This is a genomic window from Micromonospora sp. CMU55-4, assembly GCF_011602315.1.
In the GTDB taxonomy this organism is placed as follows: Bacteria; Actinomycetota; Actinomycetes; order Mycobacteriales; family Micromonosporaceae; genus Micromonospora; species Micromonospora chalcea.
This window is the reverse complement of record NZ_JAAOLH010000013.1, coordinates 69,406-91,635: the sequence shown is the minus strand read 5'-3', so window position 1 is coordinate 91,635 and position 22,230 is coordinate 69,406. Positions and strand designations below refer to the sequence as shown.

18 protein-coding genes are annotated in these 22,230 nt (G+C 74.3%); 11 read left to right on the top strand and 7 right to left on the bottom strand.

Annotated elements, in window-relative coordinates; translation table 11 throughout:
• Positions 1-22: 22 nt before the first annotated feature.
• The 5 genes from HA073_RS21950 to HA073_RS21930 all read left to right on the top strand — a co-directional run bounded on the left by HA073_RS21950 (position 23) and on the right by HA073_RS21930 (position 5,867).
• Entirely contained in the window at positions 23-724 is a 702-nt protein-coding gene (locus HA073_RS21950) for a response regulator transcription factor (RefSeq protein WP_043328553.1), read from the top strand.
• Positions 721-2,277: a cell wall metabolism sensor histidine kinase WalK gene (locus HA073_RS21945; RefSeq protein WP_166457186.1), complete on the top strand. Its 1,557-nt coding sequence runs from the start codon at positions 721-723 to the stop codon at positions 2,275-2,277. The genes HA073_RS21950 and HA073_RS21945 overlap by 4 nt, the downstream gene beginning before the upstream one ends.
• 62 nt (positions 2,278-2,339) lie before the next feature.
• Positions 2,340-3,860, top strand: coding sequence for a S1C family serine protease (locus tag HA073_RS21940; protein ID WP_166457185.1), 1,521 nt, complete (start codon positions 2,340-2,342; stop codon positions 3,858-3,860).
• Between the two features lie 134 nt (positions 3,861-3,994).
• Positions 3,995-4,666 carry a BON domain-containing protein gene (locus HA073_RS21935; protein ID WP_166457184.1) on the top strand — a complete coding sequence of 224 codons (672 nt, stop codon included), beginning with the start codon at positions 3,995-3,997 and terminating at the stop codon, positions 4,664-4,666.
• 139 nt (positions 4,667-4,805) lie between these two features.
• A complete protein-coding gene (locus tag HA073_RS21930) occupies positions 4,806-5,867 on the top strand; it encodes a glycosyltransferase family 4 protein (protein WP_176722745.1) in 1,062 nt (353 codons plus the stop codon).
• A 4-nt stretch (positions 5,868-5,871) separates the two neighbouring features.
• Here HA073_RS21930 and HA073_RS21925 read toward each other — a convergent pair whose 3' ends face one another.
• Positions 5,872-7,326, bottom strand: coding sequence for a serine/threonine-protein kinase (locus HA073_RS21925; RefSeq protein ID WP_166457183.1), 1,455 nt, complete (start codon positions 7,324-7,326; stop codon positions 5,872-5,874).
• 178 nt (positions 7,327-7,504) lie between these two features.
• Between HA073_RS21925 and HA073_RS21920 the strand changes: the two genes are divergently transcribed.
• The 4 genes from HA073_RS21920 to HA073_RS21905 are packed head-to-tail and all read left to right on the top strand — an operon-like array spanning position 7,505 to position 13,188.
• A complete protein-coding gene (locus HA073_RS21920) occupies positions 7,505-8,338 on the top strand; it encodes a patatin-like phospholipase family protein (protein ID WP_043328558.1) in 834 nt (277 codons plus the stop codon).
• On the top strand, positions 8,338-9,360 hold the full coding sequence (locus HA073_RS21915; protein ID WP_140946623.1) for a 1-acyl-sn-glycerol-3-phosphate acyltransferase: 1,023 nt from the start codon (positions 8,338-8,340) through the stop codon (positions 9,358-9,360). Before HA073_RS21920 ends, HA073_RS21915 begins: the two co-directional genes overlap by 1 nt.
• A 55-nt stretch (positions 9,361-9,415) precedes the next feature.
• Positions 9,416-9,736 carry a divalent-cation tolerance protein CutA gene (gene cutA, locus HA073_RS21910; protein ID WP_030503202.1) on the top strand — a complete coding sequence of 107 codons (321 nt, stop codon included), beginning with the start codon at positions 9,416-9,418 and terminating at the stop codon, positions 9,734-9,736.
• Positions 9,737-9,783: 47 nt separating this feature from the next.
• Positions 9,784-13,188: an SCO7613 C-terminal domain-containing membrane protein gene (locus HA073_RS21905; protein WP_166457182.1), complete on the top strand. Its 3,405-nt coding sequence runs from the start codon at positions 9,784-9,786 to the stop codon at positions 13,186-13,188.
• A gap of 59 nt (positions 13,189-13,247) precedes the next feature.
• Here the strand turns inward: HA073_RS21905 and HA073_RS21900 are convergent, their stop codons facing one another.
• Positions 13,248-14,027, bottom strand: a complete 780-nt coding sequence (locus tag HA073_RS21900; RefSeq protein WP_051611364.1) for an SDR family NAD(P)-dependent oxidoreductase — start codon at positions 14,025-14,027, stop codon at positions 13,248-13,250.
• A gap of 287 nt (positions 14,028-14,314) precedes the next feature.
• Between HA073_RS21900 and HA073_RS21895 the strand changes: the two genes are divergently transcribed.
• Both HA073_RS21895 and HA073_RS21890 read left to right on the top strand, forming a co-directional pair.
• Positions 14,315-15,367, top strand: a complete 1,053-nt coding sequence (locus tag HA073_RS21895) for an acyl-CoA desaturase (protein ID WP_064447862.1) — start codon at positions 14,315-14,317, stop codon at positions 15,365-15,367.
• Between the two features lie 120 nt (positions 15,368-15,487).
• Positions 15,488-16,636 carry an FHA domain-containing protein gene (locus tag HA073_RS21890; RefSeq protein ID WP_064447934.1) on the top strand — a complete coding sequence of 383 codons (1,149 nt, stop codon included), beginning with the start codon at positions 15,488-15,490 and terminating at the stop codon, positions 16,634-16,636.
• A 56-nt stretch (positions 16,637-16,692) separates the two neighbouring features.
• Here the strand turns inward: HA073_RS21890 and rocD are convergent, their stop codons facing one another.
• The 5 genes from rocD to HA073_RS21865 form a co-directional block, all read right to left on the bottom strand.
• Positions 16,693-17,907, bottom strand: a complete 1,215-nt coding sequence (gene rocD, locus HA073_RS21885) for an ornithine--oxo-acid transaminase (protein WP_181373782.1) — start codon at positions 17,905-17,907, stop codon at positions 16,693-16,695.
• Positions 17,907-18,722, bottom strand: a complete 816-nt coding sequence (gene ddaH, locus HA073_RS21880) for a dimethylargininase (protein ID WP_181373781.1) — start codon at positions 18,720-18,722, stop codon at positions 17,907-17,909. Before ddaH ends, rocD begins: the two co-directional genes overlap by 1 nt.
• A gap of 289 nt (positions 18,723-19,011) precedes the next feature.
• A complete protein-coding gene (locus tag HA073_RS21875; protein ID WP_166457181.1) occupies positions 19,012-19,875 on the bottom strand; it encodes a DMT family transporter in 864 nt (287 codons plus the stop codon).
• Between the two features lie 113 nt (positions 19,876-19,988).
• Positions 19,989-21,428 carry an RICIN domain-containing protein gene (locus HA073_RS21870; RefSeq protein WP_199496151.1) on the bottom strand — a complete coding sequence of 480 codons (1,440 nt, stop codon included), beginning with the start codon at positions 21,426-21,428 and terminating at the stop codon, positions 19,989-19,991.
• Between the two features lie 5 nt (positions 21,429-21,433).
• Positions 21,434-22,183: a cellulose binding domain-containing protein gene (locus HA073_RS21865; protein ID WP_064447860.1), complete on the bottom strand. Its 750-nt coding sequence runs from the start codon at positions 22,181-22,183 to the stop codon at positions 21,434-21,436.
• Positions 22,184-22,230: the final 47 nt, after the last annotated feature.

The window sequence follows — 22,230 nt, the reverse complement described above, 5'->3', positions numbered from 1 at the left end:
CGGAGCGCGGATGATGGGGCCCATGGCGGCTACCCAGACGGAGGCTCGACTGCTCGTGGTCGAGGACGATCCCAACATCCTCGAACTGCTCTCCGCGAGCCTGCGTTTCGCGGGCTTCGACGTGGCCACCGCGACCAGCGGCAGCGCCGCGCTGAACGCGGCCAAGGACCACCGGCCCGACCTGGTGGTGCTGGACGTGATGCTGCCCGACCTGGACGGCTTCGAGGTCATCCGGATGCTCCGCGAGGGCGGCACCCGTACCCCGGTGGTCTTCCTGACCGCGCGCGACGCCACCGACGACAAGATCCGCGGGCTCACCCTGGGCGGCGACGACTACGTCACCAAGCCGTTCAGCCTGGAGGAGTTGACTGCCCGGATCCGGGCCGTGCTGCGGCGCACCGCGACCGGCGACCAGACCCCGTCCCGGCTCACCTTCGCCGACCTGGAGCTGGACGAGGAGACGCACGAGGTGCACCGCGCCGGTCAGCGGGTGCAGCTCTCGCCGACCGAGTTCAAGCTGCTGCGCTACCTGATGCTCAACGCCAACCGGGTGCTCAGCAAGGCGCAGATCCTCGACCACGTCTGGAACTACGACTTCCGCGGTGACGACAACATCGTCGAGTCGTACATCTCCTATCTGCGGCGCAAGGTCGACAACACGCAGCCGCGGCTGATCCACACGCTCCGGGGAGTGGGTTACGTGCTACGCAAGCCGGCGGCGTGAACGTCGTCCACGACGCGAAGGGCAGGCTGCGCAGCGTCCCGCTCCGGCTGAAGCTCGTCGCCGCCGTCCTCGCGCTCGTGGCCGCGGCCCTGGTCGTGATCAGCGGCCTGACGGCGTTCCTGCTGCGCAACTATCTGATCGGCCAGGCGGACGACCAGCTGCGCGGCGGGGCGCTCACGGTGGCCAACACGCTCGACAAGCCCCAAGGCGACCAGATCAAGATCACCATTCCGTCGGACTACGTGGCGTCCGTGATCGCGCCGAGGTCGCTGCCGGAGGGGCCGTACCGCTACGAGGGCCTGCGCGACGAGGAACTGCCGCGGTTCCCAGCCGACTACGTCGGATACCGGGAGCGGGTGGGTGACCCGTTCACCGTGCGCTCCGAGGACGGCCGCAGCCGGTGGCGGATGCTCTACGCCGACCTGCCCGACGGGCGGATCATCGCGTTCGGGCAGCACCTCACCGGTGTCGACTCCGCCGTCCGACAGTTGGTGTGGATCGACCTTCTGGTCGGGGGCGCGGTGCTGATCTCACTGGCGTCCGTCGGCGCCGGAATCGTCCGTACCAGCCTGAAGCCGCTGGTGGAGATAGAGCGTACGGCGGCCGCCATCGCCGGCGGCGACCTGACCCGGCGCGTGCCCGACCCGGAGATGGGACGGCCGTGCCCGACGTCCGAGCTGGGTCGCCTGTCCCGGGCGCTGAACGCGATGCTGGCGCAGATCGAGGCCGCGTTCACCGCGCGGGCGGCCTCCGAGGCGGCGGCGCGCAGCGCCGAGATGGGCGCGCGGGACGCGGCCGCGTACGCGCAGGCGTCGGAGGCGCGGGCCCGCCGGTCCGAGGAGCGGATGCGGCAGTTCATCGCCGACGCCTCGCATGAGCTGCGGACGCCGTTGACCACGATCCGGGGCTTCGCCGAGCTGTACCGGCAGGGCGCGGCGCGCGCGCCGGAGCAGACCGCCGACCTGCTGCGCCGCATCGAGGACGAGGCGGCCCGGATGGGGCTGCTGGTGGAGGACCTGCTGCTGCTGGCGCGGATGGACCGGGAACGGCCGATCGCGCTGGCCCCGGTCGAGCTGCCGGTGCTGGCCTCGGACGCGGTGGAGGCGGCCCGGGTGGTCGCCCCGGACCGGCGGATCGAGCTGGAGCGGGACCCGGGCGCGGGCCCGCTGGTGGTGCTCGGCGACGACGCCCGGCTGCGCCAGGTGATCGGCAACCTGATGACGAACGCGCTCACCCACACCCCGCCGGACGCTTCGGTGACGCTGCGGCTGCGGGCGGAGGCGGGCAACCTCGCCGTGGTGGAGGTGGCGGACACCGGTCCCGGCCTCACGCCGGAGCAGGCCGAGCGGGTCTTCGAACGGTTCTACCGGGTGGACGCCGCCCGTACCCGGCGGGCCGGCGGGCCGATCAGCACCGGCCTCGGCCTGGCCATCGTGGCCGCGCTCGTGGCCGCGCACCACGGCACCGTCGAGGTGGACAAGACCCCCGGCGGCGGGGCGACGTTCCGGGTGAAGCTGCCGCTGCTGCCCGAGGCGCCCGAGCCGGGCGAGTGACGTTCAGAAAACTTCCAGGCGGATTCCAGGCTGATGACAGTGCCACAGGGAAAGCTGGGGGCATGACCGACCACGAGACCGATCCGCAGCGGTCGCCGGCCCCCGCCGACGCCGAGCCGTCGCACCACACCGCCGAGCTGCCCCGCGTCGAGAGCGGGACGTCGGACTCCTCGAACACCTCGAACACACCGGCCGCCGCGCCGGTTCCGGCCGACACCCCGGCCGCCGGAACCACGGCGCAGGCTGGAACCACGAACCCGGCCGCTCCGCCGGCCGGCCCGTACCCGCCGCAGGGCGGGACGCCGTACCAGGCCGCGGCGCAGCAGCAGCACCCCTGGTACGGGCAGCAGCACCAGCAGCACGGCTGGGCCCAGCAGCAGAGCGGCTCGGGCTACCAGTCGGCGCCGCACAGCGGCGGGCCGGTCCCGTCGTACCAGGCGCAGCCGTACCAGGGACAGCACGGGCAGCACGGGCAGCACGGCTACCAGCCGTACCAGGCCGGGCAGCCGACCCCGCCGTGGGGCACGCCGCAGCCGGCGCGGCCCAGCCGGGCCGGGAAGATCGTCGGCGTGGGCGCGCTGGCGCTGGCGCTGATGTTCGGCTCGGGCGTGGCCGGTGGCGCGCTGGCGCTCGCGCTCGACGGGGACGGCCCGACCCGCACCTACTCCGCCGCCCCGATCATCAACAGCGCCGACCTGCCCAAGATCGCGGCGTCCGTCCAGGACAGCATCGTCACGATCATGACGGGCAGCGGTGAGGGATCCGGGGTGATCCTCAGCGCCGACGGGTTCGTGCTGACGAACAACCACGTGGTGGCCGGCGCCGGTGGCGACACCGTCCGGGTGGTCTTCGCCAACGGCAAGAGCGCGACCGCCAAGATCGTCGGGACCGACCCGAAGACCGACCTCGCGGTGGTCCAGGCCAGCGGGGTCAGCGACCTGAAGGCGGCGAAGTTCGGCGACAGCGACGCCATGCAGGTCGGTGACCAGGTGCTCGCCCTGGGCAGCCCGCTCGGCCTGCAGGGCTCGGTCACCGCCGGCATCCTCAGCGCCCGCGACCGCACCATCCAGGCGGGCAGCGGCCAGCAGAACCCGCAGCAGGGCGCCAGCTCGATCTCCGGCCTGCTGCAGACCGACGCCCCGATCAACCCGGGCAACTCCGGCGGCGCGCTCGTCAACACCCGGGGCGAGGTGATCGGCATCAACACCGCCATCGCCACCGCCGGGCAGGGCAGCACCGGCAACATCGGCGTGGGCTTCGCCATCCCGAGCAACAAGGCCAAGGACGTGGCCGAGAAGCTCCAGCGCGGCGAGAAGATCAGCCACCCCTCGCTCGGGGTGAGCGTGAACGGCGCCGAGGACGGCGGCGCGCTCGTCGCCGCCGTCACTCCGGGCAGCCCCGCCGAGAAGGCCGGGCTCCAGCGCGGCGACGTGATCACCAAGTTCGGCGACAAGGTGATCAACGACTCGAACGATCTGGTCGGCGCGGTGCAGGCCGGCAAGGTCGGCGACCGGGTCGAGGTCGAGTACAAGCGAAACGGATCCGCTGAGACCGCAACCGTGACGCTCGCCGAGACGTCATAGTCCCCAAGACCTGCCTCCCTCCTGGGCGGCGGGCGACGGAGCCAAGGGGGTTGGCTCCGTCGCCCGCCGCCCGTCCTCTTTCTCACCCGGTGCGGGTGAGACCGGCTCACCCGCAACCGGGCCACGCTGGGGGCATGACCACCACGTCCACTGTGCGTACCGACCAGCTGATCCAGCGCGACGTCCTCGCCGAACTGGACTGGGACGCGCAGACCCGGGCCACCGACGTCGGCGTGACGGTCGCCGACGGCGTCGTCACGCTCACCGGGCGGGTGGACAGCTACGCGCGGCGGTGGGCCGTCGAGCGCTGCGCCCACCGGGTACGCGGGGTGCGCGCGGTCGCCAGCGACCTGGAGGTCGACCTGACCGCCACGGACCGGCGTACCGACGCCGACATCGCGATCGCGGCCGGCCGGGCGCTGGAGTGGGACAGCTTCGTGCCGGCCGAACGGCTGGACGTGACGGTCGCCGCCGGCTGGGTCATGCTCCGGGGCGAGGTCGAGTTCGGCTTCCAGCGCCGTACCGCCGAGCGTGAGCTGCGCCGGCTGCGCGGCGTACGCGGGGTGACGAACCTGATCGAGGTACGGCCCCCGGCCCCGCCCAGCGACGAGCAGCAGCGCCTCGACCTGCGCCGCCTGCTGCTGCGGCGGACCGGCACCGAGCGCATCGACGCCCGGGTCGACGGCGACACTGTGGTGCTCGACGGCGTCGTGGGCGCCTGGTGGCAGCGCGAGGAGGCGGAACGGGCCGCGTGGGCCCTACCGGGCGTACGTGAGGTGCACGTCGGGATCGTGGTGTCCGGCTGAGCCGACGGTGTGTCGTTTACCGCGGGCCGGGCCGGGAACCCGCGACCCAGCGGGTACGCCGGGGACCGAGCGGGGAGGACTCGTGGCCGTGAACCAGCAGTCCTCGGAGCGCTGGCGGGCCGGGCCGCTGCGGATCGCGATGGTGGTGCCGCCCTGGCTGTCGGTGCCGCCGCCCGGCTACGGCGGGCTGGAGACGCTGGTCGCGGGACTGGTCGACGCGCTCGTCGAGCGGGGGCACGCGGTGACTCTGTTCGGGGCGGGGACCGGGCACGGCACCTCGGCCGACTTCGTCTCCACCTGCGACGAGCTGCAGTACGAGCGGATGGGCGAGTCGCTGCCCGAGCTGGCGCACCTGGCCCACGTCGACCGCCTGATCGGCCCGGCGGACTTCGATCTGGTGCACGACCACAGCACGATCGGCCCGCTGGTGGCCGGACGCCGCCGGGTGCCCACTGTCGCGACCGTGCACGGCAACCCGGTGGGCGAGTACGGCACCGTGCTCGGCAACACCGACCGGGGGGTGGGCCTGGTCGCGATCTCGCACGCGCAGCGCCGGGCGAATCCGGGGCTGCCCTGGGCCGGCACCGTGCACAACGCGATGCCGCTGCGGGACGTCCCGCGCAAGCGGGCGCCCGGGACGGGACCGGTGCTCTGGCTGGCCCGGTTCAGCCCGGACAAGGGCCCGGACGTGGCGATCGCGGCGTGCCGGGCGGCCGGGCTGCCGCTCACGCTGGCCGGCAAGTGCAACGAGCCGGCCGAGCGCCGCTACCTGGAACAGGTGGTACGGCCGCTGCTGGGCGACGACGTCACGCTCGTGCTGAACGCCGACCGCGAGGCCGCGTGGCGGCTGCTGCTGGAAGCCCGTTGCCTGATCATGCCGATCCAGTGGGCGGAGCCGTTCGGCATGGTGATGGTGGAGGCGATGGCGACCGGCACCCCGGTGGTGGCGCTGCGCCGGGGCGCGGTGCCGGAGCTGGTCCGCTCCGGGGTCACCGGGTTCGTCTGCGACGACGCCGACGAGCTGCCGGCGGCGTTGTCGGCGGCAGCCGGCCTGGATCCGGCGGACTGCGTCGCCCATGTCGCGGAGAACTTCTCGGTGGAGCGGATGGCCGCCGACTACGAGGCGGTCTACCGGGGCTTCCTGGCCGCGCGAGCGGGCGCACGGGCACCCCGGGCGGTCGCGCCCGCGGTCGCGGGCTGACCGGTCAGGTCTGCCCGGCCACGAGTTCCGCGGCGGCCGCGTCGAGCCGCCGCGCGTACCCGGGGGTGATGCTGCCCTCGCGGCGGCGTTCGTCGATCTTGTCGCGGAGCCGGTCCACGGCGGCGGTCACCTCGCCCTCACCGCTCGCGGCGACCGCGTTGCGCAGCAGGTTGCGCAGGTCCACCCCGACGTCCTCGCGGATCTGACCCTCCGCCAGCCCGGCCTCGATCAGCCCGTCGACCCGTTCGGCGGCGTCGGGCTGGCCGGTCGCGGGCGGACGGTTGCCGCCGGTGGCGGGCTCGCTCGACGGTGTGGCCGGCGCCGTGACGACCGGCGGCTCCGGCGCGGGCGCGACGGTGGACGGCGGCTGGACCGGCCCGGCGGTCGGCAGCACCCGGGGGTCCTCCGGCCGGTCCGGCGTCAGCGTGGGCACGAGCAGCGCGGCGGCGGCGACCACCGCCACGCCGGCCGCCGCGAGCGCGCGGACGCGCCGCCGGCTCGGCGCGGCGGCCGGGTTGCCCGGCGGGACCGGGTCCGCGGCCGGCCCGGGCGGCGGGGGAGCAGACGACGGCGGCAGCGCGGGCAGCGTCATGGTGGGCGCCAGCATGGTGGCGGCCTGCGGGTCGGCGGGCAGCATCTGGTCGCGCAGCACGGCCGCCACCCGGTGCGCGGTGGGCCGCTGTCGCGGGTCGCGGGCCAGGCAGCGCAGGCAGATCTCCGCGACCGGTCCCGGCAGCCCCGGTACGCCGTCGAGGCTGGGCTCCGGGCTCTCCGCGAGCGCGGCGCTCAACTCCTCCCAGGTCTCCGCCGGGTACGGCGGGTGCCCGGTCAGCGTCTCGAACAGCAGCACGCCGAGCGAGTAGACGTCGGTGGCCGGCTGGGCCGGCGCCCCGTCCAGCCGTTCCGGCGCCACGTACGCCGGGGTGCCGAACGTGCCGCCGTCCTCGTCGTCGTCCGGCGTCCCGACCCGGGTGGCGATGCCGAAGTCGAGCACCTTCGCCCCGGTGCCGGTCATCATCACGTTGGCCGGGGTCACGTCCCGGTGCACGATGCCGAGCCGGTGCGCGGCGGCGAGCGCCTCGGCCACCTGCGCGCCGGTCTCCACCGCCTCCGGCCAGGGCAGCGGCCCTTCGGTGAGCCGGTGTTCCAGCTCCTCACCGGCGAGCAGCTCCATCACCACGAACGAGGTGATCGAGCCGTCCGGCGCCACCGTCTCGCCGTAGTCGTGCACGGCCGTGACATGTGGATGGTCGAGCTGGGCGGCCGAGCGGGCCTCCTCGCGCACCATGTCGCGGAACCGGGCGTCGGCGGCGAGCGAGGGCGCGAGCACCTTGACCGCCACCACCCGGTCGAGCACCTCGTCGCGGGCCCGCCAGATCACCGACATGCCACCGGCGCCGATCCGGTCGATGAGCCGGTACCGACGGGCCAGCAGGCGGCCGGCCTGGAGTGTCGCCATCAGCTCGCACCTGCCTGGGCTCGGGAGCGCTATCAGGTTGCGTGAATGTGTCTTACCTGTCAACAGTCCGCGCGGCGCCGATCGCGCGGCGCGCATCCGTGATGGCTCCCGGTCACCGCCGGGACCAGCGGGGACGGTCCGCCCGGCCGGCTGTGGGCCGCGTGCCAGGATGAACGTCATGGCAGCAGGTCCGGTGGCGTTCGTGCTCGGCGGCGGGGGAGTGCTCGGCGCGGTCGAGGTGGGGATGCTGCGCGCCCTGTTCCGCGCCCGGATCAAACCCGACCTGGTGCTGGGCACCTCGATCGGCGCGGTCAACGGCGCCCTGGTCGCCGCCGACCCGACCGAGGCGGTCACCGACCGGCTGGTCCGGCTCTGGGCGTCGCCCGAGGCCAGCGAGGTGTACGGCGACTCGGTCGCCCGCCAGCTGCGCCGGTTCGCCGCCCGTACCCACCTGCACTCGCCCCGGCCGCTGTACCGCCTGCTGGAGAGCACACTGGGCGAGGACACCACCTTCGCCGACCTGGCCGTGCCGTTCCGCTGCTGCGCCGCGAACATCGAGCGCGCCGCCGAGCACTGGTTCCACAGCGGGCCGCTGGTGCCGGCCGTGCTCGCCTCCGCCTCGGTGCCCGGGCTGCTGCCCCCGACCCAGATCGACGGCCAGCACTACATCGACGGCGGCGTGGTCAACTCGATCCCGGTCGGCGAGGCGGTGCTGCTCGGCGCGAAGCAGATCTTCGTGCTCCAGGTGGGCCGGATAGAGCGTGAGCTGAGCCCGCCGCGCCGCCCCTGGGAGATCGCCCAGGTGGCGTTCGAGATCGCCCGCCGGCACCGGTTCGCGCGGGAGATGGCGGCGCTGCCCGAGGACGTGGAGGTACACGTGCTGCCCACCGGCGGGCTGGAGCCGCGCGACGACAGCCCGTGGGCGTACCGGGACACCGCGGCGGTGGGCCGGCGGATCAGTCGCGCGTACACTGCCTCCCGCCGATACCTGGACACCGCGCTGGAGCGCTGATGCCGTTGCCGCCCCGCTGGCTCCGCCGGCTGGTGCTCGCGCCCGGAGTGGTGCTGCTCGCCTTCTTCGTGGTGACCACGCTGCCGGCCTGGGCGCTGCTCGCGCTCGCCGCGTCGCCGCTGGTGCCGGGACGGCTACGCCCGCTGCGGCTGCTCTGGTTCGGCACCGTCTACCTGGTCTGGGACGCCGCCGCGCTGCTGGCCCTCTTCCTGCTCTGGCTGGCCTCCGGCTTCGGCGTCTACAAGCGTGCGCCGGCCTTCCAGCGGGCCCACTACGTGCTCGCCGGATGGTTCCTGCGGGTGATGTTCTGGCAGGCCCGGTGGACGCTGCGGCTGAGCATCGACGTGGTCGGCACCGACCCGGACACCGCCCTGCCCGGCCGCCCCGAGCTGGTGGTCTGCCGGCACGCCGGGCCCGGTGACTCGTTCATCCTGATCCACGCGCTGGTGAACTGGTTCAATCGGGAACCCCGGATCGTGCTCAAGGAGACGCTCCAGTGGGATCCGGCCATCGACGTGCTGCTCAACCGGCTGCCCAACCGGTTCATCGCGGCCGGGCCGGACGGGCGCGACTCGGTGGTGCGGCAGATCGGGCACCTGGCCACCGGCCTGGACGACGACGACGCCTTCGTGATCTTCCCGGAGGGGGGCAACTTCACCCCGTCCCGGCGGCTGCGCGCGATCGACCGGCTCCGCGGGCTCGGGCTGGAGCGGATGGCGCGCCGCGCCGAGCGGATGCGGCACGTACTCGCCCCGCAGCCCGGCGGGCTGCTCGCCGCGCTCGACGCCGCGCCGGACGCCGGAGTGATCTTCGTGGCGCACACCGGCCTGGACCAGATGCTCACCGTCGCCGACGTGTGGCGCGAACTGCCGATGGACAAGCGGATCGTGATGCGGTTCTGGTCGGTGCCGCCGGAGGAGATCCCGGCCGGCGAGCAGGAACGCATCGAGTGGCTGTTCGACTGGTGGGCCCGCATCGACAGGTGGATCGCGGACAACCGCAACGGCACCGTCGACGCCTGATCCGATTCCCCGCGCCTGTTCGGCGCGCCGGCCGCGCGCCGCGTAAGGTGCGCTGGTGGAGCAGATCTGCGTGGTGACGACTGTGGTGGACGCCCGCGGGGTCGCGGACGTGCTGGCGGCCGCGGCGGTCGCCGGCCGGCTGGCGGCGTGCGCCCAGGTCGGCGGCCCGGTGGACAGCACCTACTGGTGGCAGTCGGCGATCCAGACCACCGCCGAGTGGCAGGTGCGGTTCAAGACCGCGCCGGACCGGGTGGACGCGCTGGTCGACCAGCTCCGCGCCAACCACCCGTACGAGGTGCCGGAGATCCTGGTCAGCCGGGAGGACAGCGGCAACCCCGGTTACACCGCCTGGGTGCGCGAGCAGACCCGGCCCTAGGTACTCCTACTCTGTCCGCCCGCCCCGCCGCCCGCGAAGCTGGCCGGGTGGAGAACACCGGCTACCCCTGCCCCGGTTGCGGCGCCCCGGCCGACCTCGTCGCCGGATGCCGCGGCTGCGGCCGTCCGCCCTACCCGCCCGCCGCCGAGGTGATCCGGCTGGACCGGGAGATCACCGAGCTGGCGCCGCGCGTCGAGGCGGCCCGGCTCGCGTACCACGATCTGTCCGGCCGCCTGTCCACGGCCCGGCAGCGGCGGTCGGCGCTGGCCGCCCGGATCCGTCAGGAGATCCCCGTGCCGGGCGCCGCCGGTCCCGCGCCGCTCCCGGCGCCGCCGCCGCGTCAAATCCCGCAGGCCCCCGCCCCGGTACGCCCCGGCGGCGCGGAAACCTCCACCCGGGCGGTGCAGGGGCTGCTGTTCGTGCTGGGTGGACTGCTGCTCGGCACCGCCGCCGTGGTGTTCACCGCTGTCGCCTGGGCCACGTTCGGGGTGACCGGCCGGGCGCTGGTCCTGCTGGCGGTCACCGCGCTTGCTCTGGCCGCGCCGCTCGTCGCCCGGGCGCGCGGGCTGCGCGGCACCGCCGAGACGCTCGCCTCGGTGGCGTTGCTGCTGGTGGTCCTGGACGGGTACGCCGCCTGGTCGGTGGACCTGTTCGGGGTGACCGGCCTGCCCGGCAGCCGGTACGCGGCGCTGGTCGCTGCCGTCAGTACCGCGGTGGCGGCCGGATACGCGCTGGTCAGCCGGCTCACCGCACCCTGGTTCGCGGCGTGGCTGCTGGCGCAGCCGGTGCTGCCCCTGGCCGTGGCCGCGTTCCGGCCCACCGCCGCCGGCTGGGCGCTGGTGCTGACCGCTGTGGCGCTCGGCGACCTCGCGGTGGTGGTGGCGCTGCGCCGCCGTACCTCCGGCAACCGCGCCGCGGTGGCGGCCGGGCTGGTGCTGGGCTGGACCGGGCACGGCGTGGCGCTGGTCCTGGCGGCCGGCTGCGCGCTGGTGCCGCTGGCGGTCGGCCACGCGGCGGGCACGCCGCTGCTGGCCGGTGGCCCGCTGCTGCTGGTGGTGCTGGCAGCGGTCGCGGGCGCGGTAGCGGCCGGCGGCCGGTTCTGGCGCGCGACCACCACCGGACTGCTGGCGCCGGTGCTCGCGGGCGCGTTGATCCGGCCGGTCGCCGAGCTGCGTTCCGGGCTGCTGCTGATCGCCGCCGGCCTCGTGGTGGCGGCGCTCGCCGGTGCGGTCCGGGCGCTGCCCGCGCCGGTGCGGACCGGTCCGCTCGTGGGCGTGCTCGCGGTGGCCGCCGCGCTGGGCCAGGTCACTGTCGTGCTCACCGGCGTGGTCGGCGCGGCGACCGCGAGCGCCTCGTTCCCGGCCTGGCAGGGCGGGCGGGACGTGCCGGTCCCGTCCTGGGGCTGGCAGCTCCCGGCGGCCCTGCTGCTGACCGCCGGCGCGGTCGCGCTGCTGACGCCCCGGGCGGGCCGGCCGCTGGTCGGTGTGATCGCCGCCGGGCTGGTCGCGCTCGCCGCGCCGGCCGTGACGGCCGTGCCGTGGCCGCTGGTGCTGGTGGTGGACCTCGGGGCGGCCGCCGCGCTGCTGCTGGCGGCGGTGGCCAGGCCGCGCCCGGGCCGGGTGGTCGTCCCGGTCGCCGCGTCGGCCGCCGCGGTGCTGTTCGGGCACGCGCTGCTGGTCGGCGTCGCCGCGCCCGGCGGGGCGGTGGCGGTGCTCGCCGTGACGGCGCTGCTCGGCGTGACGGTGGCCGGGCTGGGCCGGCGCGGGCTGGGCGCGCAGCCGGTTGTCGGCGGCGTCGCGCTCGCGGTGGCGCTGGTCGCCGTACCGGCGGCGGTGGCCGTCGCGCTGTTCGGCCTCGGCGCGCCGCCGTGGTGGCAACTGCGGGGTGCTGCCGCCGCCGTCGTGGTGCCGGTGGTCGTCGCCCTCGCCGTCCGTCGCCTGTGGACCGACCTGAGCGGGTACGCCTCGACCGGGCTCGCCGTGGCGCTCGCCGGGACCGGCCTGGTGCCGCTCGTCGCGCCGGGCGGGGAACCGGTGGCGCTCTACGCGGCGGCAGGGGTCCTGCTGGCGCTCGCCGCCGGGGGTGGCTCCCGGCCGGCGGCCGCCCCGCGCGCGGTGGGCGCCGCGCTGGCCGTGGTGGCGCTGCTGGCCACGGCGCGGACCGTGCTGCTGGTGTTCGCGGGCCTGCCGGTGCGGCCCGGGTCCGGGGTGCCCGCCGCCGCGGCGGCTTCCGCCGGGACCGCCCGCGCCGGGCTGGTGCTGCTGCTCCTGGGCGTCGCCGCCGGGGCGTACGCCGCGACGGGTCGCCGCGTCGCGTGGTGGGTCGCCGGGGCGCCGTTCGGCGCGGTGGCGCTGCCGGTGCTGGCCGAGGCGGCCGGCGCGCCCTGGCCGGTGGTGCCGGCGACGGCGTTCGGGATCGGGCTGGCCGCGTTGCTGACCGCCGCGCTGACCGGGGCGTACCGGGCGGTGCTCGTGCCGCTGGCCGTGGTGCTGGCCGTACCCGGGTTCGGTGGTCTGCTCGCCACCCGGGCCGGGACGCTCGCCGCGCTCGGTGTGCTGGTGGTGGCCGGGGCGGTGACCGGGGTGGCCGGACGGCCGGCGGTGGTCCGGATCGTGGGGTGGCTGGGCGCCGTCGCGGCGGCCACCGGGTTCGCCCTCGTCGCGTCGCTGACGGCCGGGCAGTCGCTGCGTACCGGGGCGTTCGCGGTCCTGGCCGTCGCGGCCGTGACGCTGCACGCGGCGCCGCTGCTGCGCGTGGTCCGGTCCGGCGGTCCGGGCGGCGTCGGGCGGGCCGGCACGTGGGCGCTGGAGGCGGCGGCGCAGGCGGTGGCGCTGCTCGCGCTGCTGCTCACCGGCGGCTCGTTGCGGCACGCGGCGGCGGTCTGCGTGCTGTGGGGCGTGGCCGTCGCGGTCCGGGTGCTGCGCCGGAGCGAGTCGCCGGGCGGGCGTCGCGTGCTGGCCGCGGTGGCCGCCGGCAGCGAACTGGTCGGTGGGTGGCTGGTGCTGGCCGCGCGCGGGGTGGTCGTGCTGGAGGCGTACACGCTGCCGGCGGCGGCGCTCGCCCTGGGCGCCGGGCTGCTGGCGCTGCGACGCCGGCCCGGGCTGACCAGCTGGCTGACGTTCGGTCCGGCGCTCGGCGCGGTGTTCCTGCCGAGCCTCGTGTCGGTGCTCGTCTCCGGTGAGCCGCAGCCGTGGCGGCGGCTCGCGCTCGGCGCGGCGGCGGTGGCGGTGGTGCTGGGCGGGGCGGCCCGGCGCTGGCAGGCGCCGGTGGTGCTGGGCGCGGCCACGCTGGTGCCGCTGGCGCTGCACGAGCTGGCCCGGGGCTGGGACCTGCTGCCCCGCTGGCTCTTCCTGGGCGTGGGCGGGCTGCTGCTGATCGGGCTGGCCGCTACCTACGAGCGGCGCCGGCGTGATCTGGTCCGGCTGCGCGAGGCCGTGGCCCGGCTCGGCTGACCCGAGCGGCGAGCCCTCTCACCGACTGTGGTGAGAGGGCTTCGCTGCGCCGGTGCGCCTCACCTGATCGGCGAGCCGCCGTCGACCGGGATGGTGTGGCCGTGGATGAACGACGCGTCGTCGCTGGCGAGGAAGCAGACCGCGCGGGCGATCTCGTGCGGTTCGCCGTACCGGCCGGCGGGCGCCTGCATGGTCAGGTCGTAGAACGGGAAGTCGCTGGTGATCTCCGCGCCCTCGAAGGCGGCGGTCTTGATCACGCCGGGGCCGATGCCCACAGCGCGGATGCCCTGGTGGCCGTAGTCGTAGGCGATCTGCTTGGTGAGCCCGATGACGCCGTGCTTGGCGGTGGTGTACTCCGCGCCGACCTCGCTGGCGACCAGGCCGGACGCCGACGACACGTTGATCACGACACCCTTGCCGCGCTCCAGCATGTGCGGCAACGTGGCCTTTGTGGCGAGGAAGACGCCCTTCAAGTCGACCTCCATGACGCGGTCCCACTGCTTGTTCTCGATCTCCAGCAGCGGCACGTACGCGCCGAACACGCCGGCGTTGTTCACCAGCACGTCGATGCGCCCGTACGCGTCGAGGGCGGCGCTCACCATGGCGCGTACCGACTCCTCGTCGGTGACGTCGGCCGCCACCGCCACCGCGTCGCCGCCGGCTTCCTTGACGCGGGTGACAGTCGCCTCGGCGCGTTCCAGGGAGAGGTCGGAGACGACGACCTTCGCGCCTTCGGCGGCCAGCTCGACGCACATGGACATGCCGAGTCCGGAGCCGACCTGGTCGGGGCTGAAGCCGCCGCCCGTCACGAGCACCACCTTGTCTGTCAATCCACGCACCGTGATGTCTCCCGTCTGTCGATGACCGTGCGTCCGGCACGGCTGACCGTTCGGATGAACTGTACTCATCTTTACGTACAGATTAGCTGGTCAGAGGGGGTGCGCCCACCGATGCGTGGGCTCGCTGCGGTGTGACGAAGATCGTTTGCCCGGGTCCGGCCCGGCGGGGTAGGGACAGCACCACCCCCGAGCCGGGGGTCTGCGGGATTACCCACGGCGACGATCGTCGCCAGAATCGGTGACGGAGAGTCGCGTACGAGAGCGTGGCTCGCGCATCGGGGGGCGACATGACTTCTTCCACGTCGACGGAACCCGCGGCACGGCGGGGCAGCGACTACGCGCGGCTGTCCCGCCGCATCGCCGAGGCGGGACTGTTCGAGCGGCGGCCCGGCCGGTACGCGCTGCGGATCGCGCTCACGCTCGGCGCGTTCCTGGCCGGCTGGGCCCTGGTGGCGCTCGTCGGTGACTCGTGGTGGCAGGTGCCGCTTGCAGTGGTGATGGCGGTGGCCACCACGCAGGTGGCGTTCCTCGGCCACGACGCCGGGCACCGGCAGATGTTCCGGCGGCGCGGGCCCAGCGAGGCGGCCGGGCTGGTCGCCGGCAACCTCGCCGTCGGGCTCAGCTACGGCTGGTGGGTCGACAAGCACAACCGCCACCACGCCAACCCGAACCACACCGACGAGGACCCGGACGTCGGCGCGGGCGCGCTGGTGTGGACGTACGAGCAGGCGAGCGCCACGCGCGGCCTGGGCCGGTGGATGGCCCGCCGCCAAGCGTGGCTGTTCTTCCCGCTGCTGCTGCTGGAAGGACTGGCGCTGCACGTGGCGAGCGTGCGGGCGCTCGTCGACCGCGAACCGGACGGGCGGTGGCGGGTGCCGATGCGGCACCGCGCGGTGGAGGCGCTGCTGCTCGCCGCCCACGCCGCCGGCTACCTCGGTCTGCTGTTCGCGGTCATGTCCCCGGCCAAGGCGCTGGTGTTCGCGGCCGTGCACCAGGGGCTGTGGGGCCTCTACATGGGCTGCTCGTTCGCCCCGAACCACAAGGGCATGCCGATGCCGACCGACGAGGACGGCCTCGACTACCTGCGTAAGCAGGTGCTCACCTCGCGCAACGTACGCGGTGGCCGGCTCGTCGACCTGGCGCTGGGCGGGCTCAACTACCAGATCGAGCACCACCTGTTCCCGAACATGCCCCGCGCCAACCTGCGCCGGGCCCGGCCGCTGGTGATGGCGTACTGCGCGGAGCAGGGCGTCCCGTACGCGGAGACCGGGCTGATCGAGTCGTACCGGCAGGCGCTGGCGCACCTGCACGACGTGGGCCGCCCGCTGCGCGCGGGCTGACCCGGCCGGCTGCCGGTAGGGTCGTCGCTTGGTGGAGGGCGCGCCACGGTGGTGGCGCGCGGCACGGCGGGGCGTACCACCCCGGCCGCGTCACGGGACGACATCGTGCGGAGCTGCGGCATGAGATTCGAGATCAGCAAGGTGCTCGACGCCATCGAGGGACGGGTCTGCACCGATCCGTCGCTGGCCCGGGCCGTGGTCGACCTGGCCGAGGTCATCCGCTGGCAGAACCTGGACGGCGGTCGGCCGGCCAGCCTGCTGCGCCTCGGCATGGTCATCGACGCGCTGTCCCGGCAGATCGGTGAGGACAGCGTCCCGGTCTACGCGATCGTGCACCGGGCGCTGCTGTCCGACGCCGACCTGACCTCCAACGAGCGGATGGTGGTCCGCCGCTGGGCCGACGACGGCCTGGTGGAGGTGCTCGACCAGCCCGGTGACCGGATGCTGGAGGTGGCCGACCTGCTCGGCCTGCCGGTGCTCACCCGGGCCCGGCTGGACGGGCTGGTCGGCCGGTACCCGTGGCTCGGGCAGGCCGGGCGCGTGCTCGCCCCGGTGCCCGGCGCCGGTGGGCCGGTGTTCATCGCGCACGTCGGCGGCGGCCAGGACCCGGCCACCGGCAGCCGCTCACCGGCCGGCGTCAAGTTGCTCTCCCGGCAGTGGCGCTGCCCCGAACCGGGCTGCGCGCTGTTCGGCGGCGGCGGGGGCGGCGGCGCGTTCGCCGACCTGGCCGCCGTGGACCGGGCACCGGCCGAGCAGCCGCCGCCCACGCTGCGCACCGGCGCCCCGACCTGCCCCCGGCACGGCGCTCGGCTCTCCGACGCCGGTCCGCGCCCGCGTACCGAGGTGCTCGCGGTGCGCATCGGCGGGCTGGTGCGCAAGCGGTTCGCGCTCACCGAGACCGAGCCGGTGCAGGTCGGCCGGGCGCCGGAGGGGCCGGGCGCGGTGACGCTGGGCCAGTGGCTCAACGACGAGGCCCGGCGCTGGATCAGCCGCAGCCACATCCGGCTGGAGCTGCGCGTGGGCGAGGTGGTGGTCACCGACACCAGCACCAACGGCTCCGGCGTACGCCCGGGTGGCTCGATGGCGGAGAACGAGCGGATCGCGCTGGCGCCGCAGCAGTCCCGGGTGCTCGCCGAGGGGGACCTGATCGAGCTGTACCCGGGCGTGCAGGTGGGCCGCGCCGCCAAGATGAGCAGCGACGCCACGTACACCCCGAACTCGGTGATGGCCGAGGCGCCGACGATGGCGATGCGGCTGCCACGTCAGTGACCCGCACGCGAAGGCGCCGGGACCGTCGCGGTCCCGGCGCCTTCTCGCGTACGGCCTCAGCCGGCCAGCACGGCGGCGAGCTGCGCCACCGCGTGGTCGATCTCCTCTTCGGTGATCACCAGCGGCGGGGCGAGCCGGATGGTCGAACCGTGCGTGTCCTTGGCGAGCACACCCCGCTCCATCAGCAGCTCGCACGCCTGCCGGCCGGTCATCAGCGCCGGGTCGATGTCCAGCCCGGCCCACAGGCCGCGCCCGCGTACCGCCACCAGGCCCTTGCCGATCAGGCCGCGCAGACCGGCGTGCAGCCGCTCGCCCAGCTCGGCCGAGCGGCGCTGGAACTCGCCGGTCGCCAGCAGCCGGACCACCTCGGTCGCGACCGCGCAGGCAAGCGGGTTGCCGCCGAACGTCGAGCCGTGCTGGCCCGGCTGGAGCACGCCCAGCACGTCGCGGTTCGCGGCCACCGCCGACACCGGCACGATGCCGCCGCCGAGCGCCTTGCCGAGCAGGTACATGTCCGGCTCGACGCCCTCGTGCTCGCAGGCGAACGTCGCGCCGGTACGCCCCAGGCCCGACTGGATCTCGTCGGCGACGAACAGCACGTTGCGCTCGGTGCAGACCCGGCGCACACCCGGCAGGTAACCCTCCGGCGGCACCACGACGCCCTGCTCACCCTGGATCGGCTCCAGCAGCACGGCCACCGTGTTCTCGTCGATCGCCTCGGTCAGCGCGGCCAGGTCGCCGTAGGGGACCACAGTGAAACCCGGAGTGTACGGCCCGAAGTCGGCGCGTGCGTCCTCGTCGGTGGAGAAGCTGACGATGGTGGTCGTACGGCCGTGGAAGTTGCCCTCCGCCACCACGATGTTGGCCTGGCCCGGCGTGACGCCCTTGACCTGGTAGCCCCACTTGCGGGCCACCTTGATGCCGGTCTCCACCGCCTCGGCGCCGGTGTTCATCGGCAGCACCAGGTCCTTGCCGCAGAGCGCGGCCAGCTCGCGGCAGAAGTCGGCGAACTGGTCGTGGATGAACGCGCGGCTGGTCAGCGTGAGCCGGTCGAGCTGCGCGTGCGCGGCCTCGATCAGCTTCGGGTGCCGGTGGCCGAAGTTCAGCGCCGAGTATCCCGCCAGGCAGTCCAGGTAGCGGCGGCCGTCCACGTCGGTCAGCCAGGCGCCCTCGGCCGACGAGATCACCACGGGCAGCGGGTGGTAGTTGTGCGCCGTGTGACGCTCCGCGTCCCGGACCGCGGACGGAGTCCGCAGCATGTCGTCGATGATCACTTGCTCGCCTTTCCCTGACGGAGTCGCAACGTGCAGCACTTCGGTCCGCCGCCGGCCTTGCGCAGCTCGGACAGGTCGATCCCGATGGTCTCGTAGCCCCGGTCGCGCAGCTTCGCGGCCAGGTCGGTGGCCTGCGCGGGCAGCACCACGTGCCGGCCGTCGCTCACCGCGTTCAGGCCCAGCACCTCGGCGTCGGCCATGGTGGCGTGGATCGCGTCCGGGAACAGCCGGCGCAGCACCGCCCGGCTGCCGGGGGAGAACGCCTCCGGCAGGTACGCCACGGTGCGCTCGTCGAGCACGGTGAGCGCGGTGTCCAGGTGGTAGAAGCGGGGATCCACCAGCTGCATGGTGACCACCGGGTAGCCGAAGACCTCCTGGAGCTGCGCGTGCGAGGCGTGCGCGGTGCGGAACCCGGTGCCGGCGAGCAGGTGGTCACCGGCCAGCAGGATGTCGCCCTCGCCCTCGTTGACGTGCTTCGGGTCGTACATCTCGAAGCCGGCGGCCTCGAACCAGGCCCGGTACGCGGGCGCCTCGTCGGCGCGCTGCGGGTCGCGGAACTGCACCGCCATGGCCTTGCCGTCGATCACGGTGCCGCCGTTCGCGGCGAAGACCATGTCCGGCAGGCCGGCGACCGGCTCGATCAGGTCGACCTCGTGGCCCAGGTCGAGGTACGTGCGCCGAAGCTGCTCCCACTGCCGGATCGCCAGGTCGGCGTCGACCGGGGCGGTCGGGTCCATCCACGGGTTGATCGCGTAGTCGACGGCGAAGTACGTCGGCCGGCACATCAGAAAGCGCTGGCGGATGGCGTCCATCGTCATGTCGTGCTCCCAGGGTCGGGCGCGCCCGGCCACCGTCGGCCCACGGGCTGGCGCCGTGGTCCAACGTTATGCGGCCCGGGTAGACGACATCCACCGCGAGAAGTTGCGTTGAGCAGCGAATCGTTGCGTTGAGCCACTGGGTGGCGAACGATCGTTGCGTCGACGCCGGACACACTTCGGGGGCGGCGAACCGCCGCCCCCGAAAGAGGTGTTGCCCGGCCGGTGAACCACCGGAGCTGATCAGGCTGCCGACGCCCTGCGTCGGCGATCGGGACAGTGCCCGTCAGAACCAGTTGGCAAACTGTGAGTCGAGCCACTCGCGGAAGCGGCCCGCCCAGTCGCCGTCGGTGGTCGGCCAGTCGAACTGGCCGGTCATCGCCACGATGCCGAGCACCACCGCGGCCAGGCCGACGGCGATGCCGATCAGCGCGTCGGTCTTGCCCGCCACGTGCCGGCGACGGGTGGCGATCAGGCCCAGCACGGCCAGCACCGCGCCGGCCGCGCCGACGCCGATGCCGTACCCGGCGAGCGTGCCGGAGAGCACGAACAGCGCCCCGACCACGGAGACAATCAGGCCGAGCGTGGCGAGCAGGCTGGCCCGGGGACGCTTCGTGGTGTACGGCTCCGGCCGGTCCACCCGACCGTCGCCGTCGGTGTCCGTACCGTCGGGGCGGCCGTCCCGGTCGAGGTCGGCGCGGCCGTCGCGGTCCAGGTCGGTGGTGCGCTCGGCGACGGGCGCCGCGCCGGCGGTCCGCGCGTCGGTCACCGGAACGGTCCGCGTGTCGGCGTCGACCCGGCGGCCGGTGACCGCACGCGCCGCCGCGCCCCGGTCCGCGGCCCGCCGCCGTGCCTCCGCCTCCCGCTCGTCGTCGGCCGCCACGGTCCGGCGGCCGGTCGTCGTGGTCGCCGTCCGGCCGTCGGTGGTGGCGTCGAGGTCGCGTGCGTCCCGGTCGGTCGCCGCGTCCCGGGCGCGCTCGTCGTCGGTGGCGGTGGCGGCGCTGCGGTACGTGGTCCGCTCCTCGTCGCGGTCGGTGACCACCGGCCGGTCGGCCGGCTGCTCGGCGGTCCGGTCGCGTTCGTCGACGACACCGTCGCCGTTGGTATCGGTACTGGTCGCCGGAGCGTTCCGGCGGGACAGGATCTTCACTGTGGCACCTCCTGATCCAGGCGCGGAGGCCGCGCATGACATGCAGGAAGTACCCAGGGGTGCCGAAATCGACACCCCTGGGCTCGCTCCGCACGCTCAGGCGTGCCGTCCGGTCACGCCACCGTGCGTGACCACTGCTGGTTGGTGCCCGAACCGCAGGTGTACTGCTGGACGTCCGCGCCGTCGCCGGTGCCGGCGTTGACGACGTCCAGGCACTTGCCGCTGTGCCGGGCCCGCAACTGGAACCAGCCGTCGCGCGCGGCCCACTGCCACTGCTGGTTGGCGCCGCTGCCGCAGGTGTACTGGATGATGTTGGCGCCGTCGGCGGTGCTCGCGCTGGCGACGTCGAGACACTTGCCGCTCGCGGCGTTGACGAGGCGGAACCATCCGCCGCCGGCGTCCTGGAACTCCCACCTCTGGTTCCCGCCGCCGTTCCAGCTCCACTGCTTGACCTCGGCGTTGTTCGCCGTGGAGCCGTTGATCACGTCCAGCACCCGGCCGCTGTGCCGGGCGGTGACGCGGTAGTACGCGGGCGAGTTGCCGGTGACGGTGCCCGCCGCCGCGTCGATGGTGACCGACGGGTACCAGGTCAGGCTCATGCTGGTGGCGGTCGGGAAGGCGATCGGCAGCCACACGTACTGGGAGTCGTTGGCCGGGCCGCCCCACGCTCCGGCCCACCTGTCACCCAGATAGAGGTAGCTGGTGCCGGACGTGCCCTGGACCGGCAGCACGAACGCCGGCTGCGAGTTGAACGTGGTGCCGTTGCCCACGTCGGTCCAGCCGCTCCACGGTCCCGAGATGCTCGACGCGGTGGCGTACCGGGCCTGGTTCGGGCTCCACCCCGTCGCCCCCGACGTCAGCAGGAAGTAGGTGCTGCCCCGCTTGAACATCGCCGGCGCCTCGCGGTGCGCGCCGTCCCAGAAGTTGCCCACCAGGGTGGCCACGTTGAGGTAGTCCGACGTGAGCCGGTAGATGTTCAGGTCGTAGTTGTCGTCGGCGGCCGAGATCATGTACGCGGTGCCGTTGTCGTTGTAGAGCGTGATGTCCCGGGACATGTGCTGCCCGAGCGGCCGGAAGCTGCCGTGATAGGTGTAGCTGCCGTCCACAGTGGCCGAGGAGGCGACAGCCGCCCGGGCCTCGTTGTAGTCGGACCCGTTCTCCTTGTGCATCCACATCACGAACCGGCCGGTGGCGGCGTTGTAGATGACCTTCGGCCGTTCGATGTTGGCGACCCGCAGCTCGGCCGCCGACGACTGGGTGAGCACGTTGTTGCGAAACTCCCAGGTGCGCAGGTCCGTCGAGCGGTAGACGGAGACCGCCCGGAACGTGTTGTCCGGGTTGCGGTTCTCGCCGAACCAGTAGTAGTAGTCGCCGACCTTGAGCACGCCGCCGCCGTGGGCGTGCACCACGGCGCCGCTCGTGTCGGTGAACTGGGTGCCGTTGGTGACTGTCACCGGCGCCGCCAGCGCGCCCGCCGCCGGTCCCAGCACCGCCGCCGCGAGCGCCACCGCGAGCGCCACCACGACCGCGCCGTACCGTGTCGTCCCTCGCACGGCTGTCACCTGCCGCACTTCGGCGTGATGGTGCCGGGCGTCGCGCCGGCCGCCACGAGCAGGCCGAACGTCGTCGAGCCACCCGGCGGCAGCGTCCCGTTCCAGGAGGCGTTGCGGACCGCGACGTCCTGGCCGGTGCCCTCCGCCACCCCACCCCAGACCGACTGGATGCGCTCGTCACCCGACCAGCGCCAGGAGACGAGCCAGCCCGGTGCCGGTTCGGCGCCGTCGTTGCGCACCGTCACCGTGGCGACGAAGCCACCGCCCCAGCTGGCGTCGATCGTGGCCGTCGCGGAGCAGGTTCCCGACGTCCGGGCCGGCCCGCCGATCACGTACGGGTCCCGTGTGCCGTGGGTGTCGCCGAACCGGAACCAGTAGTCGGTGTCGGGGGCCAGGCCGGTGACTGTCACCTTTCCCTGGCGCTCCGGCCCCGTGACGGCTTCGGCCACCGGGTTGCGCCACGCGGTGGCGTCCTCGCGGCTGGTGAAGAGGCTGACGAGGAGCGGCGGGTCGTAGCCGCAGGGCGGGCTGAGCACCATCCAGTAGGTGATGGTGACGCTGGTCGCGGTGGCCCCGGTCACCTGGCCGGTGACCGGCAGCGCCGGCGGGCAGGCGAAGGTGGGCGTGGGAGTGGGCGTCGCCGTGGCGGCGGCCGTCATCGCCGTGGCGGCGGGTGACTGGTCGGCACCGGCCGAGGCGGTCAGGCCGGTCAGGGTGAGGGTGGCGGCCAGTGCCGCGCCGAGCGTACGGAGCATGTGTCTCTCCCGAGCTGGGGGCGCCGGGGGCGGTCGGCGCCGGAGTG

Excerpts from the sequence above, each read along its gene's own strand:
- HA073_RS21950 (WP_043328553.1), top strand. The coding sequence starts at position 23 with ATGGCGGCTACCCAGACGGAGGCTCGACTGCTCGTGGTCGAGGACGAT.
- HA073_RS21940 (WP_166457185.1), top strand. The coding sequence starts at position 2,340 with ATGACCGACCACGAGACCGATCCGCAGCGGTCGCCGGCCCCCGCCGAC.
- HA073_RS21935 (WP_166457184.1), top strand. The coding sequence starts at position 3,995 with ATGACCACCACGTCCACTGTGCGTACCGACCAGCTGATCCAGCGCGAC.
- HA073_RS21930 (WP_176722745.1), top strand. The coding sequence starts at position 4,806 with ATGGTGGTGCCGCCCTGGCTGTCGGTGCCGCCGCCCGGCTACGGCGGG.
- HA073_RS21925 (WP_166457183.1), bottom strand. The coding sequence starts at position 7,326 with ATGGCGACACTCCAGGCCGGCCGCCTGCTGGCCCGTCGGTACCGGCTC.
- HA073_RS21920 (WP_043328558.1), top strand. The coding sequence starts at position 7,505 with ATGGCAGCAGGTCCGGTGGCGTTCGTGCTCGGCGGCGGGGGAGTGCTC.
- HA073_RS21915 (WP_140946623.1), top strand. The coding sequence starts at position 8,338 with ATGCCGTTGCCGCCCCGCTGGCTCCGCCGGCTGGTGCTCGCGCCCGGA.
- HA073_RS21895 (WP_064447862.1), top strand. The coding sequence starts at position 14,315 with ATGACTTCTTCCACGTCGACGGAACCCGCGGCACGGCGGGGCAGCGAC.
- HA073_RS21890 (WP_064447934.1), top strand. The coding sequence starts at position 15,488 with ATGAGATTCGAGATCAGCAAGGTGCTCGACGCCATCGAGGGACGGGTC.
- ddaH (WP_181373781.1), bottom strand. The coding sequence starts at position 18,722 with ATGGACGCCATCCGCCAGCGCTTTCTGATGTGCCGGCCGACGTACTTC.
- HA073_RS21865 (WP_064447860.1), bottom strand. The coding sequence starts at position 22,183 with ATGCTCCGTACGCTCGGCGCGGCACTGGCCGCCACCCTCACCCTGACC.